The 16187-nt window shown below is 65.5% G+C and carries 14 protein-coding genes; 3 read left to right on the top strand and 11 right to left on the bottom strand.

Annotated elements, in window-relative coordinates; translation table 11 throughout:
• Positions 1 to 209 precede the first annotated feature (209 nt).
• A complete protein-coding gene (locus tag HWX32_RS05345) occupies positions 210 to 1565 on the top strand; it encodes a class I SAM-dependent methyltransferase (protein WP_175934967.1) in 1356 nt (451 codons plus the stop codon).
• Positions 1566 to 1578: 13 nt separating this feature from the next.
• On the opposite strand, the gene HWX32_RS05340 is transcribed toward HWX32_RS05345, so the two are convergent.
• The 3 genes from HWX32_RS05340 to HWX32_RS05330 form a co-directional block, all read right to left on the bottom strand.
• Complete coding sequence (locus HWX32_RS05340; RefSeq protein ID WP_175934966.1) at positions 1579 to 4500, bottom strand: FAD-binding and (Fe-S)-binding domain-containing protein; 2922 nt, start codon at positions 4498 to 4500, stop codon at positions 1579 to 1581.
• Positions 4501 to 4688: 188 nt separating this feature from the next.
• Positions 4689 to 5414, bottom strand: a complete 726-nt coding sequence (locus tag HWX32_RS05335; RefSeq protein ID WP_254868288.1) for a YceI family protein — start codon at positions 5412 to 5414, stop codon at positions 4689 to 4691.
• Between the two features lie 17 nt (positions 5415 to 5431).
• A complete protein-coding gene (locus HWX32_RS05330) occupies positions 5432 to 5791 on the bottom strand; it encodes a hypothetical protein (protein ID WP_254868287.1) in 360 nt (119 codons plus the stop codon).
• A 203-nt stretch (positions 5792 to 5994) separates the two neighbouring features.
• Between HWX32_RS05330 and HWX32_RS05325 the strand changes: the two genes are divergently transcribed.
• On the top strand, positions 5995 to 6378 hold the full coding sequence (locus tag HWX32_RS05325) for an RNA polymerase-binding protein RbpA (protein WP_082259850.1): 384 nt from the start codon (positions 5995 to 5997) through the stop codon (positions 6376 to 6378).
• Between the two features lie 124 nt (positions 6379 to 6502).
• Here the strand turns inward: HWX32_RS05325 and HWX32_RS05320 are convergent, their stop codons facing one another.
• The 7 genes from HWX32_RS05320 to HWX32_RS11385 are packed head-to-tail and all read right to left on the bottom strand — an operon-like array spanning position 6503 to position 12792.
• A complete protein-coding gene (locus HWX32_RS05320; protein WP_175934965.1) occupies positions 6503 to 7483 on the bottom strand; it encodes a polyprenol monophosphomannose synthase in 981 nt (326 codons plus the stop codon).
• Positions 7484 to 7537: 54 nt separating this feature from the next.
• The gene (lnt, locus tag HWX32_RS05315) at positions 7538 to 9118 is read right to left on the bottom strand and encodes an apolipoprotein N-acyltransferase (RefSeq protein WP_175934964.1); all 1581 of its coding nucleotides are present in this window, start codon (positions 9116 to 9118) and stop codon (positions 7538 to 7540) included.
• Positions 9119 to 9691 (bottom strand): FxsA family protein, encoded by a 573-nt coding sequence (locus HWX32_RS05310; RefSeq protein ID WP_075468585.1) that lies wholly within the window; start codon positions 9689 to 9691, stop codon positions 9119 to 9121.
• 10 nt (positions 9692 to 9701) lie between these two features.
• Complete coding sequence (locus HWX32_RS05305) at positions 9702 to 10943, bottom strand: lipase family protein (protein ID WP_175934963.1); 1242 nt, start codon at positions 10941 to 10943, stop codon at positions 9702 to 9704.
• 21 nt (positions 10944 to 10964) lie between these two features.
• The gene (locus tag HWX32_RS05300; protein WP_175934962.1) at positions 10965 to 11684 is read right to left on the bottom strand and encodes an SDR family oxidoreductase; all 720 of its coding nucleotides are present in this window, start codon (positions 11682 to 11684) and stop codon (positions 10965 to 10967) included.
• Between the two features lie 14 nt (positions 11685 to 11698).
• On the bottom strand, positions 11699 to 12445 hold the full coding sequence (locus tag HWX32_RS05295; protein WP_368485899.1) for a M24 family metallopeptidase: 747 nt from the start codon (positions 12443 to 12445) through the stop codon (positions 11699 to 11701).
• An 11-nt stretch (positions 12446 to 12456) separates the two neighbouring features.
• Positions 12457 to 12792 (bottom strand): aminopeptidase P family N-terminal domain-containing protein, encoded by a 336-nt coding sequence (locus HWX32_RS11385; RefSeq protein WP_368485898.1) that lies wholly within the window; start codon positions 12790 to 12792, stop codon positions 12457 to 12459.
• Between the two features lie 32 nt (positions 12793 to 12824).
• On the opposite strand from HWX32_RS11385, the gene HWX32_RS05290 reads away from it, so the two are divergent.
• Positions 12825 to 13382, top strand: coding sequence for a serine protease (locus HWX32_RS05290; protein ID WP_254868286.1), 558 nt, complete (start codon positions 12825 to 12827; stop codon positions 13380 to 13382).
• 49 nt (positions 13383 to 13431) lie between these two features.
• Here the strand turns inward: HWX32_RS05290 and HWX32_RS05285 are convergent, their stop codons facing one another.
• Positions 13432 to 16185, bottom strand: coding sequence for an RNA helicase (locus tag HWX32_RS05285; protein WP_175934961.1), 2754 nt, complete (start codon positions 16183 to 16185; stop codon positions 13432 to 13434).
• Positions 16186 to 16187: the final 2 nt, after the last annotated feature.

The raw sequence follows: 16187 nt of genomic DNA, 5'->3' as shown, positions 1-16187 counted from the left end.
GGGCGCCTTGAGCACCTGCGCGGCATCGCACTCGGGTTCCGCAACATCAACCACTACATCTTGCGGTGCCTGATCCACTCCGGAGGCCTGCAACCCAAGATCAACGCACTCTAAAACGCGAAGAGCCGGTTAATCGATCGCCTATATAGTACGCGCCCCCTGTGTGTTTCGTCGCGGGGGCGCAGGTGGCAGGCACTAGCATTGGAACAATGGCCGAATTTGCCGCTGTGAACTACCGCGTTAACGAGCACCTGCAGTCCGTGGATGCGCAGTCCTGGCCCGGCATCGCTACCGTGCCGTCAGGTCGTGGCGTGCGGATGCGGGAGCGTCGCGTGGAGGCTGCGTTCGCCAGGGCGTGCAGCAATGCCGGCATCGAGCTGAACGGCGCGGAGCCGGACATCGTCATCGAGCACGCGGCGCTGTTCACCCGAATCGCCGCGAGCGGCTGGGTGGGGCTTGCGGAAGGCTTCATGGCGGGAGAGTGGCGGGCGCGGGATTCGCACACGCTTGTCGACGTCCTCTCGGCCCTCATCTCGCACAACTACGCACCCCACACTCCGAGTACGACCCCGAAGCGAGGGGCTGACAGCGACGCCTACACCGGCGATATCCCGGCGGATTTAGTGGCGCACTTCGCCGGCGACGGCATGAGCGCGTTCCAGGGACACTTCGCCACAGGCGTGCCCACCACGCAGCGCGAACGCGTGAAGTCCCAGGCGAAAGGCGCGGGCAAAGCGGGCCAGCCCACGCACTACTTCGTGGACGTCACCGAGTTCGGTGCCCCCCAAGATGCCCAGCGCGCGGACTTAGGGGACGCGCAGCGTCGCAGCGTTGAGATGTTGCTCGGGTTTGCGGGCGTCGCTGCGGGGACGCACTTGCTGGAGTTCCCGGCGGGTGGGGGTGCGCTCGCGTTGCGGGCCGCCGCTTTGCGCGCCACGGTGGACGCCGCGGCAAACGATGTGGGCGTGCAGCAAGCGATGGAGGAGCGTCTCGTGTTTGCAGGTGCGGCGGGTGGAGCGCACATTGAGCTTATCGACGCTTCCGTGCCCGACGCGCCCGAACGCTTCGCCGACCGGCGCCGCGGTGTCTACGACGTGGTGGTGGGCATGGAACGCATAGAAACGCTCACGGACGCCGACAAGGTGCGCTACCTCAACGCCGCAGCGACGATGCTCGCGCCAGGCGGCCGGGTGGGCCTGCAGACCGTGCTGCGCACCGAGGCGTTTAACCGCACGGCCGAAGCCGCGCTTGAGTCGCTGCGCGCCTACATCTGGCCCGGCCTTTCTTACTCCTCGCAGGAGCAGCTGGCGAAGATGGTGGACCGCGACACGCAGCTACGAATCGTAGCGCGCACGCACGCCCCGGAGCACCTGGCGGAGTCGCTGCGGTTGCAGCGTATGACCTTCGACGCGCACCTGCGCGACGCCGCCGCCGACGGCTACGACATTGTCTTCCGCAGGCTGTGGGTGTGGCAGTTCGCGCTGCGCGAGGCGCTGGCGCGACTGGGCATGCTCGACGTCTCCCAGGTGCTGCTTTCGCCCCGCAACAGGCGGGGCCGCAGGTAGGGGGAGAGGACCTCTAGGCCAGCGTGACCTCCGGGCGCGAAGCTCGTTCAACCAGTGTGGCGATCGATTCGAAGGGCTTGCCCGCGACCATCTCGAGACCCATCTCGCAGGTGCGGTTTGCGGACACGAAGCGGTCGTAGTTGCCGGCGTCGAGGCCCGCGCGCTCCTCACGCGTAGCGGATTCGACCAGCTCCGGGTGGAGCATCACGCGGTCTCCTGCGGTACCGCAGCACGCGGCACCGTCGGGCACCTCTGCCTCGCCGCAGGCGTCGGCGACTTTCAGCAGCGCCTCGGTCGTGCCCAGGTGCTCGCTGGAGCACGGCGGGTGCACCGCGATTTTGCCCTGGGTTGCGGTGATGGGGAGGTGGTCCACCACTTCGTCGGCAAGCCACTGCACCGCATCTAGTATCCGGATGGCGCGGAATCGCTCGAGCTGCTCGACGTCGAGGTACTCCGGCATTGAATCAACAACGGTGTGGGTACACGAGGCTGCGTCCACGATGACCGGAAGCTCGCCGTGTCCCGACCACTCCCACATGCGCTCCAGGAGATCGGTGGCGCGGATACGGTAAGCGTCGTTAAAGCCTTTCGAGCTAAACGGCATACCGCAGCACTGGCCCGCCACGTCCTCCGGGATCCACACCGGTGCGCCGGCACGGCGGCCGAGCTCCACGATGGCGTGCGGGTTGTCCAGCGCGCCATTCGATGCGTTGGGTGCGCCGAAGATTCGGTTTACGCAGGCAGGGAAGTACACGGCGGTGGCTCCCTCGCGGAAGGTCTCCGGCATCTCTGCTCCGGCCTGCGGCATCGGGCCGGGCACGGACGGCAGACGCTCCGGGGAAACCAGCGCGCGTCCAACCTGGGTGACCGCGTTGGCCAGCTTCGGGCCCATCACGTTCACGCCGGCCACCGCGGTGCGCCCGAGCGACTCTACTGCGCCGTAACGTCTCGCCACCGTCTCGGCTACGCGCTTCTCTGTCTTCGTCGCCTGGGCCGCGCGCAGCTGCTTCATCACCTTGCCCGTATCGATGGATACCGGGCACGGCAGGGAACAGGTGCCGTCGGCAGCACACATGTCAATCGCGTCGTACTGGAACTCACCTCGGAGCTTCTCCAACACCTCCGAGCCCTCCGGCTGGCGCGCCATCTCGCGGCGCAGCACGATACGCTGGCGCGGAGTCACCGTGACGTTTCGCGAGGGGCAGATCGGTTCGCAGAACCCGCACTCGACGCACATGTTGATCTCGTCTTCCACCTTCGGCAGCGACTTGAAATTGCGCAGGTGGAGGTCCTTGATGCGGGTGAGCTTCACGTTCGGCGCAAGCAAACCGTCCGGGTCGAGTGTGTCTTTCACGTCCCAGAACAGCTCGAAGATCTGCTCGCCCCATTCGCGCGGGACGAACGGGGCCATGTTCACGCCGGTGCCGTGCTCGGCCTTCATGGAGCCGTCGTACTTATCCACCACAAGCTCAGCGAGCGCGTCGATGAACTGCGAGTACAGTTCGATGTCCGCCGGAATGGAGAAGTCCGGGGTGATGAAGAAGTGCAGGTTGCCGTAAGGGGCGTGGCCCATCACCGAGTCCGGGTAGCCGTACTCCTTGAGCAGCTCCATGAGCTCCGCGGCAGCCTCACCAATCTGGTCCGGCGGGAAGCAGACGTCTTCAGAAATAAGCGCCGTGCCTTGCTTGCGGTTCGCGCCCAAAAGGCCGAACAGCCCGCTGCGCAGCTGCCACATTCCGGCCTGGACCAACGGATCAGTTTCAAAGCGCAGCTCCTGGATCAGATTCGCATCTTCGAGCACAGCCTGCGCCGCGTCGATAGCCGCCGCGAGTTCCTCGTCGTTGGTGCCACCGACTTCGAGTAGGAGGGCGGCGGCTGCATCGTCGATATCAGCCCAGCTCAGCGGCGCCTGCGCGAACTTGCCCACCGACATCCTCATCACGTCGGAGACCAGCAGCTCGCACGCTTCCGCGCCGACCTCGACGAGCTTGTGCACGTATTTCGCAGCATTTGTGATGTCGGGGAAGACTACCCAGGTCACGGCCTTCTTCACGGGGAGTTTGATGGTGCGCATCTCGATCTCCGTAAACGCGCCGAAGATGCCTTCGGAGCCCACAAGCAGGCGCTTGAGGATGTGCACCGGCTCGTCTTCATCCAAAAACGCGTCCACGCGAAGACCGTTTGTGTTGCGGATAGAGAACTTCTTGCGCAGGCGGTTCACCAATGCTTCGTCGCCCCGGATCCGATCGCGCAGGCTTAGAATCTCTTCGTGCAGCTCAGGGCACTGTTTTTGGAACACGGCGTCGCCATCGCGCGTATCGACGATCGCCCCGCTGGCCAACACAAACTGCGCCTGGTCGATGGTGTGGTAGCTGTCGCGCTCGATCTTGCAACGCATCCCGCCGGCGTTGGTGGACACCACGCCGCCCACGGAGGCGGATGCGGTGGACCCCGGGTCCGGGCCGAGCATGTAGCCGTGGCGGCGCAGGACGGCCTGCGCGTCGCCCAGAATCACGCCGGGACGCACGCGCAGGCGCTCACCGCCGTCGAGGACCTCCATGCCGCGGAAGTTCGTCTTCATGTCCACCAGGATGTCGTCCGTCATCGCTTGGCCGTTGAGCGAAGTACCGGCCGAGCGGAAGGTGAGCGTGCGGGAGGTCTCGCGCGCGAAGCGCATCAGCTTCGAGACGTCCTCGGCGTTGCGGGGTTGGACAACCACAGACGGGATTTGACGGTACGGCGACGCGTCCGAGGCGTAGCGCACGAGATCCGAGACGCGGTGCTTGACGTTGTCGGTGCCGACGATGGCTTGAAGTCTCGCGACGAGTTCGGGGTCTGAGCCGTTGGCGTAGCGCTGCGGGACTGCGTCGGCGGACGAATCCGCGTACGCGGGCTTCGGGATTCTGTCTGGGTTCGGGGAGAGGAGTTTCGCCATAGGGACAAGGTACGCTTAGGGGCTGCACGTCGGGCCATAACACCACGGAGCGGCCCCGCCAGGGTTACTTGACATAATGTACATTATCGGACAGATACGTATATATGGGCGGTTGAAAGGCTTTGCCCGTCGTAAAACGCCCAGCCCCTGATACAGCCCTTTTAGCGTCACGTGACGCTAAGCAGGTGCTATTTGGACATGTTCACGCGGACGTTGATCTCGCCATCTTCGGCGATCGTCGCCGCGACAAACTCCGGAGTCTCGACGCCGTAGTCCAGACGGTTGATCGGGATGTCTGCCGCCACGATGAGATTCTCGCCCGAGCGCGCCACGTTGAACGGCTGCGAGATCCGGTTCGTCTCTCCGTGAATCGTGAGATCGCCCGCGAGTTCCACCGTGCCTACGGACCCATCGTCCGGCAGCCCGGAGACATCCGCCGGCTCGGCAACCGTGAATGTCGCGGTCGGAAACTCGTCGGTGTGAAAAATCTTGCGGCGCACGTTCGAATCGCGCACATCGCTATCCGACGTCAGCGTGGTCATATCGACCGTAATCTCACCTGCGGTGAGCGTGCCCGCCTCAATCGTGGCGTAGCCCGACACACCCTGCGTCGACGCAGATGTCGTCCGTCGCTCACCCGGCAACACCTCCGGGAACGAGAACCCTGCCGAGGACACATTCGGGCCTGGTCGGTTGGACACCTCCCACGCGCCGTCGATATCTGTTGACGCCGCGGAAAGCCTCGATTCATCGATACCTTCCGTCTTCACGCCCGGGCTGAACATTAATGTGGTGACCAGAGGAATCATGGCCACGACCACCGCGACAGCAATAAAGATTGACACCAGGACGATGAGCACCGTGCGCTTTCTCGAACCGGCATGAACCCCATTGACCTCTTGCGATTCAGTCAACTCCAGCCACCTCAGCTTTACCTTAGCTTCTCTAATTGCGTAGCTAAGTCTACTAATTCGTCACACAAGGGCCGCAATTCCTCCTGCCCTGCACCTTCTGACGCCGCCGTGCACACGTCTTCGGCCGCGCACCGCAGCGCGTACAACTGGTCGCGGATCTCGGCGACGCGCTGCTTGCTCAAGATTACCGATTCGGCGTCCACCTCCGTGCCTGCGAGGAGTTGGCGCTGCTCGTAGGCGCGCTGCTTGCATGAAGAGCTGCAGTACTTGCGCTTGCGCCCTCTCCCCTCGCTCAAAACGATGGGCTTTCCACACCAAGCGCAGACCGCCTCAGACCGGGCATTGCCCCGAATAGCGTCCGCGTTTTTCGTAGTCACAACCCACACTCTAGTACACCTGTCGTGCTAGACGATGGCGGGAGGGCCACGCAGGTAGAACAACTACCCCCGCCGCGCCGGAACACTGCGGCAACACTGCGGCAACACGGTGGGACCATGGCGGGAACAATGGGCAGGTTTGAGCCGTTATACTTGAGCGGATACCGGAAAGGGCGCTAGTAGACGAAAGGGTTGGTGACAGCATGGCTGATCGCGTGTTGCGCGGAAGTCGAATGGGTGCCGTGAGCTACGAAACGGACCGAGATCACGATCTCGCTCCCCGGCAAATGGCGAAGTACCGCACGCCGGACGGCGAGGTATTCGAGGTTCCTTTCGCGGATGACGCGGAGATCCCCGAGGAGTGGCTGTGCAAGAACGGCCAGGTGGGCACCCTCATGGAGGGCGAAGGCGTGGAATCCAAGCCGGCTAAGCCACCGCGCACCCACTGGGACATGCTGCTTGAGCGCCGCACGATCGAAGAGCTCGACGTGCTATTGGAGGAGCGTCTGGAGCAGCTGCGCAAGCGCCGCCGCACCGCTGCCCGCATTGCGAAGGAGCAGCAGCAGGCTGCGGAAGCGGAGAAGTAAGGCCTCGCGGCGGCCTCTCCCCCTCAACGACAAAGGCCCGCCCAACCGGTAGTTAACTGGTTGGGCGGGCCTTTTACGGTGCTTGGGTCCATCTGGAACCTCAGCGACCTAAGCCGCAAATGGCTTACTTGCCGAAGATGGCGTACTTCGCCTGACGCACCGTCTCGTCTGCAAGCTGCAGCGTGGTGTTGACACCCCGAGCAGCCGCATCGGGGATTTTGCCTAGATCAGCGGACTTTAGCTCGTACTTCGCGAGGTTTCCGAACTCGATAGCCGCGTCAATGATCTTCTCCGGCGCTTTGTCTACCTTCTCCCCAACCTTCGACAAGCTCGAGGTTTCCACAGCCCGGGAGATCTGGCGGCCGGTCTCGCTCGCAATGCCACCCACGAAGGACGCCGCATCCTTCAGCCCCCACTTCGTAACCTCAGCCAAGGACGCCGCCGCGAAGCTCGCGTCCAGCTTCGACTCGCCAAGCTTGCGGTCTTCGAACGTAATCGGCACCTCACGCACGTCGAATCCAGCCTGGTCGGCACGGTGCGCGATCTCCACCTGGAAGATGTAGCCCTTGTCCGACAACGCATCCAGGTCGAGCTCCTCGAGCACCTCGCGCTTGAACGCGCGGTACCCCGCCGTCATGTCCTTAACCTCTGTGTCGAGTGCGACCGAGATGTATTCGTTGCCCACCTTGGACAACGCGTAACGGCTCTTCGGCCAGTTCTTCACCTCGCCGCCTTCGACGTAGCGGGAGCCGATAACCAAGTCAGCACCGCCCCCAATCTCCTCGAGCAACCGGGAGAGTTCCTCCGGGGCGTGGGAGCCGTCCGCGTCCATCTGGCAGATCACCGCGTACTCGCGCTCCAGCGCCCAGCGGAAACCATCGCGGTACGCCGCCAGCAAGCCCTCCTTGCCAGCGCGGTGCAACACGTTGACCTCTTCGTGTTCAGCGGCCAAATCGTCGGCCTTGTCACCGGTGCCATCTGGCGAGTTGTCGTCCACGACGAGGATGTCTACCTCATCCGGCGTGTCCAAGACACGCTCGACGATGAGCGGGAGGTTTTCCACCTCGTTGTAGGTCGGGATGATCACCAGCGTTTTGTTCGCCACGAAAATACTCCTCAATTCATCCGGCCGAAGCGCAGCAGACGACGCATGTGGCAGCTACGGCTGGGCGGTTTCAGTTCGCTTAGCAGCATACCCCCGCCCGCGCCTGTGGGCGGAGCCATTGACAGCCGCAGCCGCCATGAGCGCGACGCCAGCACCCACGAGCAAGAACTCAAGTGGGCCACCCAGACGCACCGCAGGAGTGATGCGATCGCGCAGCGGCAGCTCCTCCACCAGATGTGCCGGGGTGAAGATCTCGCTGTGCTGGGAAACTGTGCCGTCCGGGTGCACAATCGCCGACACACCAGATGTCGCAGCGACCACCACGGCGCGGTCCAGCTCGATCGCGCGCATACGGCTCATCGCCAACTGTTGGTACGTCATATCGGTAAACCCGAATGTCGCGTTGTTGGTGGGCGTGGTGAGCAACTGCGCACCGTTTCTCACAGCCCTGCGATACGCACCGTCCTCAGCCACCTCGTAGCACGTGGCCACCCCGACCACCGTGTCACCCATGCGGACCACGCCGGGGCCATCACCGGGCTTGAAGTCGCCTGCCAGATCCACCAGATCGGAGAAGTTGCGGAAAAAGTCGCGCATCGGCATGTACTCCCCGAAAGGCTGCAGGTAGCGCTTGTGGTGGTAGTCCCCCGGGCCATCCTCCGGGTCGAACACCACCATCGTGTTACGCGCACCGACGTCGTCGCGGGTGAGCGTGCCCACCAGTACCGGGGCGGCCACGTGACGCACTGCGACGTCGATAAGCGCCCGTGCCTCCTTGTCCTTGAACGGATTGACGTCGGAGGAGTTCTCGGGCCAGATGACTAGATCGAGCGGCTCGCCTTTCTCCCGCATCTCCTCTGCCAGCGCGATTGTCTCGTTGACGTGGTTGGCCAACACCGCCCGCCGCTGTGCGTTGAAATCCAAGCCCATACGCGGCACATTGCCCTGCACCACGGCGGCGCGAACGGACCCCACGTCGCGAGAGGGGCGATCCACCCCGATGCTCGCGATGAGACCGAGACCCACCACCAATCCGAAGGCCCCTCCAGCGAGCCTGCGAACGTCGATGTCGCGCGAAAACACCGACACGAGCGCGGTGCCCGCCAACGCTGCGGTGAGCGTAACGAGTGCCGGGCCGCCCCAGGCCGCGAGGTTTGCGAGTGGACCGTTGATCTGCCCCCACGCGAGGCGCACCCAACTAAAGCCCCCAAACGGGAACGATGATCGCGCCCACTCCACTGCGAGATAGACCAGCGGGAACGCGGCGAACCCGAAGCGCCAGCGCGCAACCAGCACCCCGAAGGTGCCGGTGAGTATGCCATAGAGCGCGAGCACTATGGAAAGGGCCACGTACGGCATCGCGCCGACGAACTCCCCGATCCACGGCAAAAGAAACAGGTAGCACGCGAGGGCGTGCATGAACCCGAGGAGTGCTCCGAAGCCGCCGGTGGGGCGCTCTTGGGCCTCCCCCGCCATCCCGGTCGCACGCACGAATGCGTTGGGCCAAGGCATGAGCGCCACATAGAACACGGCGATGCCTGCCACACCGGCCCAGGCCAAACCATGCGGTTCGTACGAAAAATAGACCAGCCAACCCGAAAGGGCGGCCAGCCCGAACCGGAGAAATGCTGGCACCTACGCCTGCCCGTCCGGCCGGTTGTATGGCCAGTTCTCGGAGCCGTTATCGGGGCGCTTCGGGCTGTCCATGCGGAACATCTCCTCCAGCTCTTCCGCGTCGATAACAGGGTGGGCCGGGTCGTTCGTTCCGCGGGCGCCTTCCGGGGTAGCTGCCGCTGTACCGAAGTGACCGTAGCTGGTGGTCCTGCGCGCCAACGGGGACGAGTTGAACACGCGCACAGAAAAATCCTCCACGTCGCGCTGTACCTTGGCGGTAAGCGAACGTCGGATCAACGCGCGGGTGGGGCCAAAGATGAGCAACAGGCCCGCGAACGAGGTGGCGAAGCCAGGAACGATGCTCAACACCCAGCCGACAAGCAGCAATGCGGAGTCACCGGCGAGCTTTTCCACACTCGAGCGGCCGTGCGCCGCCTCCACGAGCGTCCCGCGCAGCGAAACCGCGGCGAACAGGGCACCCAGCGCCATGAGCACGAAGATTAAAAGCAGCGCCCAGCCAACACCGACGAGCTGCGAGACGCCGTAAAAGGCGAGCGCTTCCACAAGAAAATACGCAATAAGGGCAACCGGCATGAGCACGACCCTACCTGCCCAGGCAGCGAAGGAGCCATTCCGCATCGCTGGCAAGATGCATAAAGTACGGCCCGAAATGGTTCATCCCAGTTCGCCCGGTCAGCCGCGTCATGCGACGTGTCTCCAAAGGCACGCCCCACGCCTCGGCGAGCGCCTGCACCCCGGAGTACGGCACCAAGTCGTCGTGGCGCGAGCTCCACAGCCGCAGCGGAATCTTCAGCGGGCGTGTGCGCCCGAGCGTGTTCTCATCGAGGAGGGCGGAGGTGAGCGGGAGCTCGTCGAGAAGCTGAGCCATGCTTATACCCCCGCGCGTCCAAGTGCGCGTATGCGCCCACGGCCTGTGCACCACCGCGCCGAGCGCGCACGTGCGTGCACCCGCAAGCACTGCAGCGGCACCCTCCGGGCTTAAATGGGGCGCCACCTCCTCGGCAATCGCGTCGTCGCGCGCCATGAGCCCCGCGACAGCATAAAGAATGACCACGCTGGCCAACGCACCGTCCACGTGATCGAGCATGTGCACCAAATCAGCCGGCGGCGCGCCCACCACCGCGGCGAGCGGCTGCAGCTGCGGGGTGTACTCAGGCTCCTCAAGCCACGCCCCCACAGCGCCGCCGCCTTGGGAGAACCCCCACAGACCCAGGTTGCGCTGCCCCACCCCCACCTCTTCTGCCGCGCGCACTGCGTCGGCCAGCGCACGGGCGGAGGAGACGTGGTCGCAGTACAGCTGCACGTCGTCCGATGGGTCGCGCGGATAGTCCGTGAGCACCACATCCGCACCGGCGGCGACGAACAGGTTGATCGCCGGCTGCTCATAGGCGGCGATGACATCGAGCGGGAAGAACCGCGGCCCCACACCCACTGTGCAGCTTAACGACGGATCGCAGCGCCGGGCCACCCCCTGCGTAGACGGGGCGAAAGCAACCGTCGGCCGCTCCCCTTTCCCGGGCCAGGGGGTGCGGGAGCGAAACACCGCGCCGGTGGCGGTGAGCACCCGGCCCTTCGCGTCCGAGGTGGCGTACTCGATGCGCCATGCGTCCGCGCGGTTCAGCCGGCGGGACAAGCCAACCGGCGCGATCGGTGTCGCCTTGAGCATGGTCCCCGGGGTTACGCCGGTCAGCCAGGACGCGGCACCGAACTCGGTGCCGGTGCGTTGCACGGGGCGGATCAGGTCGAACGCAAGCGAGGCCAACGAGCGCGCACGGGGCCCAGCCAGCGGAATGCTGAACTTCTGCACTGCCTTCGCCGATGCCATTACCCTGCCTTTCCCCCTCTTCTACCTCGGCATGTGGCGCCAGATGGGACGCGGGACGACGCGCATTACGGCGGCGAGCAGCGCGAGCTTGCGCGGGATCCACACTGTGGCGCTCTTCCCGCGCTGGGCCGCGGCAACGACCGCGTCAGCCACCACGTCTGGGGTCACCGACATCACCGCGGGCTTCATGCCGTGGGTCATGGAGCCGATGACGAACCCGGGGCGCGCAAGGATCAGGTGCAGCGGCGTGGGGTGCAGCCGGTCCATGAGCCCCTGGCAGAAGGCGTCGAGCCCGGCTTTGGTCGAGCCGTAGACGTAGTTCGCGCGCCGCGGCCGCCACCCGGCGATGGAGGAAAATGCGTAGATTTCGCCGCGCTGCATCACGTCGGCCAGCACGGTGAGCATCGATACCTGCGCGAGGTAATCCACTGCCGCGATACGCACGGCTTCACCCTCTTCCCGCTCGGCCTGCTCCTGGTCGCCGAGGATGCCGAACGCCACGATCGCGGAGGCCACCTCGCCCGCCTGCTCCACCACGGAGCGGTGGGATGCAGTGTCGGTGGCGTCAAAGTCCACAAATCGCACACTGGCGGCACCAGCATTGAGCAATTGCTTTTCGACGTCTACCAGCCCGGCGTCACCCCGCGCCGCGAGCACTACCTCGCGCCCTTTGCAGATGCGCTTCGCTATCTCCCCGCCGATGTCGCTTCGCGCCCCGAGGAGCAGCACAGAACCGGGCATTGCACCTCCAGCCATCACACACCCCGATCGGTGTGGTTGAGGGTGCGAACGCCGCGGTCGGTGAGGGTGACAATGTCTTCGATGCGCATGCCCCACTCCCCCGGTTTGTATAGGCCGGGTTCGATGGAAAAGGCCATGCCCTCGCGAAGTTCCACGTCGGACCCGCCGATAATGAACGGTGCCTCGTGGCCTGCCAGACCGATACCGTGGCCAAGGCGGTGGGTAAACAGTTCGCCGTAGCCCGCAGCCTCAAGCACATCGCGAGCCGCGGTGTCTAGCTCCCCCGCGGTGATGCCAGGGCGGGCCGCCTCGCAGGCCGCGTTGAACGCGTCGGTGAGCGCCGCGTAGGCGCGGGAGAAGTCCTCCGGGGGCTGCTCACCCGCAACTACGTGGGTGCGGGTGCAGTCAGACTGGTAGCCGGAATCCAGCGCACCACCAAGGTCCACCACCACAGGGTCGCCAGGCTGGAGCACCCGGTCGGAAAAATCGTGGTGCGGGTTCGAGCCGTTCGGGCCAGAGCCGACGATGACGAACTCCACGCGCGCGTGCTCCTGCAAGATCAGCTCGTGGAGTTCCCCGGCTACTTCGCGCTCTGTGCGCCCGGGGCGAAGCAGCTCGGATGCGCGCTCGTGCACGCGGTCAATCGCCGCACCAGCGCGCTCGAGCTCAGCAAGCTCCGCTTCGTCTTTCACCATGAACAGCTCCGCTGCTGCGTCGGCTGCCAGCGTGGTGTTCGGCAGGAGCTCTTGGAGGGCGAACACGTGCGCAGCGCTCAGCGAGGTGCCCAGCCCCACCCGCCCGGCGGCATCGAGCGCGCGGTTGCGATGGCGTACGGATCCTCGCCGTCGCGCCAGCCGATAAGCTCCACGTCGTCCGCGGCGAGCTCGGCGAGCGCGCCGATATCCGTCATCGGGGCAGTGAGCCGCACGTTTCCGTCCGCAGAGATGGTAAGCGCGGTAAGCCGTTCGTGCGAGGAAGCCCAGGATCCGGTGAGGTAGGCGAACTCGGAGCCCGTGCCGATGATCAGGCCTGCGAGGCCGTGTACGCGGGCCAGTTCGGCCGAGTACTTGCGGCGCCGGGCGTAGGTTGACGCGTCGAAAATAGCCATGCGTCCCATGCTAGGTGGCTACCATCGCGTGGGTGAGTTCTGCCCTGCCTCGCGCCGTGGTGCGCATCAGCGCGCCCGGCGGCTACTGCACCGGCGCCATCGTCGCGCCCGAGTGGGTGCTCACCTGCGCGCACTTCTTGCGCGGTAGATCGGTTGAGCAGGTGCGAGTGCTTATCGACGGCTCCCTGCAACCCATCACCCACATGCGCGCCTTCCCCGGCACCGACATCGCGCTGCTTCAACTTCACCGCCCCGTCGTGGCGCCCTCGCTGCGTATCGGGCCGCCGCCGAAGCCGGGGGCGCGCACGGTGACCTTCGGATACGGCCAGCGGGCCGCGGCAGCAGCTGCGCGCCCCGGCCGTTACCTGGGCACGCTGCCAGCAGCGATTTCGCGCGGGATGGAAACCGTGGTGCGCCCCGCGGGTATGGTGTACACGAACCCGCCCGCGGTCAAAGGCGACTCGGGTGGGCCGGTGATGGTCAACGGGCGTGTCGTCGGTGTGCAAAGCCTGATCCTTGACCCTCTGGGGCGTAATCTTCGCATCGCGACAGTGTCGCTGCTGCGCCCCGACGTGCTCGGCGCGCTCTAGATCACGCTTAAGCACTCGTTTGCACTCGAGCTCTCTTTTTGCGCCGCGGCTAGTTGCCGATGGCCACCACGCCGCGCCGGATCGCGTCCACCGCCCGGTTCGCGTTGTCGCGGATCTGCTCCGAATACCCCGTCTTCTTAATCTGCTCGAGCAGGTCGATGACCTGGCGGCACCAACGCACGAAATCACCCGGGCTCAGCTCCGCGCCCGATTCTGCCGCGGCAGCGAGCGCGTAGCCCAGCGGGGCACCCGCGGTCCACTGGTGCAACGCGAGCGCAAATCCCGGGTCCGGCAGGCGCGTGGCAGGCAGGCGGTGGCGCTGCTCGTCAGAGACCAGCTCGTTGTAAATGCGCATCGTGTCGCCCATCGCGTCCGCCATGGCGTCGGTGGCGGCCTCCGGCGACCCACCTGTGGCGCGGCGGTTTTCAAACACCACCATCGACGCCACGCCGGCGAGTTCCGCCGGGTCCAGCTCATCCCAGATGCCGCGCTTGAGGCACTGCGCCACGAGCAAGTCGGAAACGTTGTGGATGCGCGACAGCCTCTCCCCCTCTTCGGTGACCTCCGGCTCGCCGTCGACGATCTCCACGTAATCCAGCTCGGCGAGCAGCCCGATGATGCGCTCGAAGGTCCGGCCGAGGGAATCCGTGGAGTCGTCGACGCGCCGCGACAGCTTCGCCAGCGTGCGTTCCCCGCGCACCAGGTCCTCGGCGGTGCGGGCGAGCAGTTCGCGCTGGGCGGGCGGCCAGTCGTGCACCGGGTGGTTGCGCATCGCCTCGCGCAGCGCGGTGACCTCCTTGGACGGGCGCACCCTCGCTTCCTGGCGCATCTTCTTCGGCGCGCGGAAGTTACCGCGGTGCAGCATATCCACCACTTTGCGGGTGTGGCGCCGCGGCTGGTCCTGCATGTGCCGCGGCACCTTGATGCGCCCCACCACGATCGGTGGATTCCGGAACGCGTCGGCGCTGATGCGGCCGGACCAGCCGCGCTCCGTGGTCACCCACGGCCGCGGGTCGTGCGGTTTGCCCGCCGGCTGCACCACGGCGGCCAGCTCCGGCTTACCCTTGCCCGGCACAGCGATCACCTCGCCAACTTGGAGGCGGCCAAGGATCTTCACGGTTTCCTCGTGGCGTGAATCCAACGAGTCGCGCCGCGCTTGCTTCTCGGCGTCGCTGAGCTGGCGGCGCAGGTCCATGTACTCCACCAACGCCTCAGCCGCCCCCTCACCGGAGTCGGGGGCAAACTGATCCACCTCCACGTACAGCTTTTCGCGCAGCTGGGTCACCTTGTGCTGCAGTCGCTCGATATCGCGCACCTCGCCCACCACGGAGCGGTCGGTTTGGAACTGGGCAAAGGATTGCTCGATAAGGCGCACGGAGTCCTCGTAGCCGTTCATGGCCAACATGTTGATCGCCATGTTGTAGCCAGGCTGGAACTGTGAGATGAGCGGGTACGTGCGCGTAGAGGCCAGCCCAGCCACCTCGTTCGGGTCCATCGCCGGGGCCCACTGCACCACGGCGTTGCCGATTGTGTCGATGCCGCGGCGCCCCGCGCGCCCCGTCAGCTGCGTGTACTGGCCCGGGGTGAGGTCGACGTGGGCCTCGCCGTTGAACTTCACCATCTTCTCCAGCACCACGGTACGTGCCGGCATGTTGATGCCCAGGGCGAGCGTTTCGGTTGCAAAGACCACCTTCACCAGGCCGCGGACGAAGAGCTGTTCCACGATGTGCTTGAACGCGGGAAGCAGGCCCGCGTGGTGGGCGGCAAACCCACGCGTCCACGCGGTTCTCAGCTGGCGGAAGTTGAGCACTTCAAGGTCCTCGTCGGGGATGCCGGCCACGCCCTCGTCGATAAGCAATGCGATCTGCTCCTGCTCGTCGGGGCTGGTGAGCACCTGGCGCGAACGCAGGCATTGGAACAGTGCGCCGTCGCAGCCGGCACGCGAGAAGATGAACACGATCGCAGGCAGCATGTCGCGCCCCGCCAACGCCGAGACCACCTGGGGGCGGCCCACGGGCCGGAAGCGGTCCTGGCCGCGCTCGCGCCCGCTGCGGCGGCTGCCGGCGCGGGAACGAAACCCTTTGCCTTCCTCGAAGTCGCGGCGGCCCTCATCGTGCGAGGCGCCCTCGATGCGTTCGATGGCGTACTCCAACTGCCGGTTCACGCGACCGTCCGTGCCCGGCTCGAACAGCGGAAACATCTTGCGCCCCACCATCATGTACTGGCTCAGCGGCACGGGCCGGTGGTCGGTGACAATCACCTCGGTGTCGCCGCGGACGGTGGAAAGCCACTCGCCGAACTCCTCCGAGTTGGACACGGTTGCCGAAAGCCCAATCAGGCTCACCGAGTCGTCCAAGTTGAGGATGATCTCCTCCCACACCGCGCCTCTGTCCCGGTCGGCCAGGAAGTGGATCTCATCCATCACCACGTGCGTGAGCCGGTCCAGCTGCGCGGACTCCGCGTAAAGCATGTTGCGCAAGACCTCGGTGGTCATCACCACCACGTCCGCGGAGCCGTTAATGCTGGTATCCCCGGTAAGCAGGCCGACGGCATCCTCGCCGTGCTCGGCGACGAGGTCGTGGTACTTCTGGTTGCTCAGCGCCTTAATCGGCGTGGTGTAGAAGCATTTCGTGCCGCGCGACAGCGCGAGCGCCACCGCGAACTCGCCTACTACCGTCTTGCCGGAGCCGGTGGGAGCACACACGAGCACGCCCCGGTCGTCCTCCACCACACGGCATGCTTCGAGTTGGAACTCGTCGAGAGCGAAGGGTTTAGCGGCGGCGAATTCCTGGAGGAAAGACATGC

Origin of the sequence: Corynebacterium sp. Marseille-P4321 (genome assembly GCF_903645305.1) — a bacterium.
Taxonomy (GTDB): domain Bacteria; phylum Actinomycetota; class Actinomycetes; order Mycobacteriales; family Mycobacteriaceae; genus Corynebacterium.
Note: the sequence above shows the minus strand (reverse complement) of the source record. Positions and strands in the feature narration are given on the sequence as shown.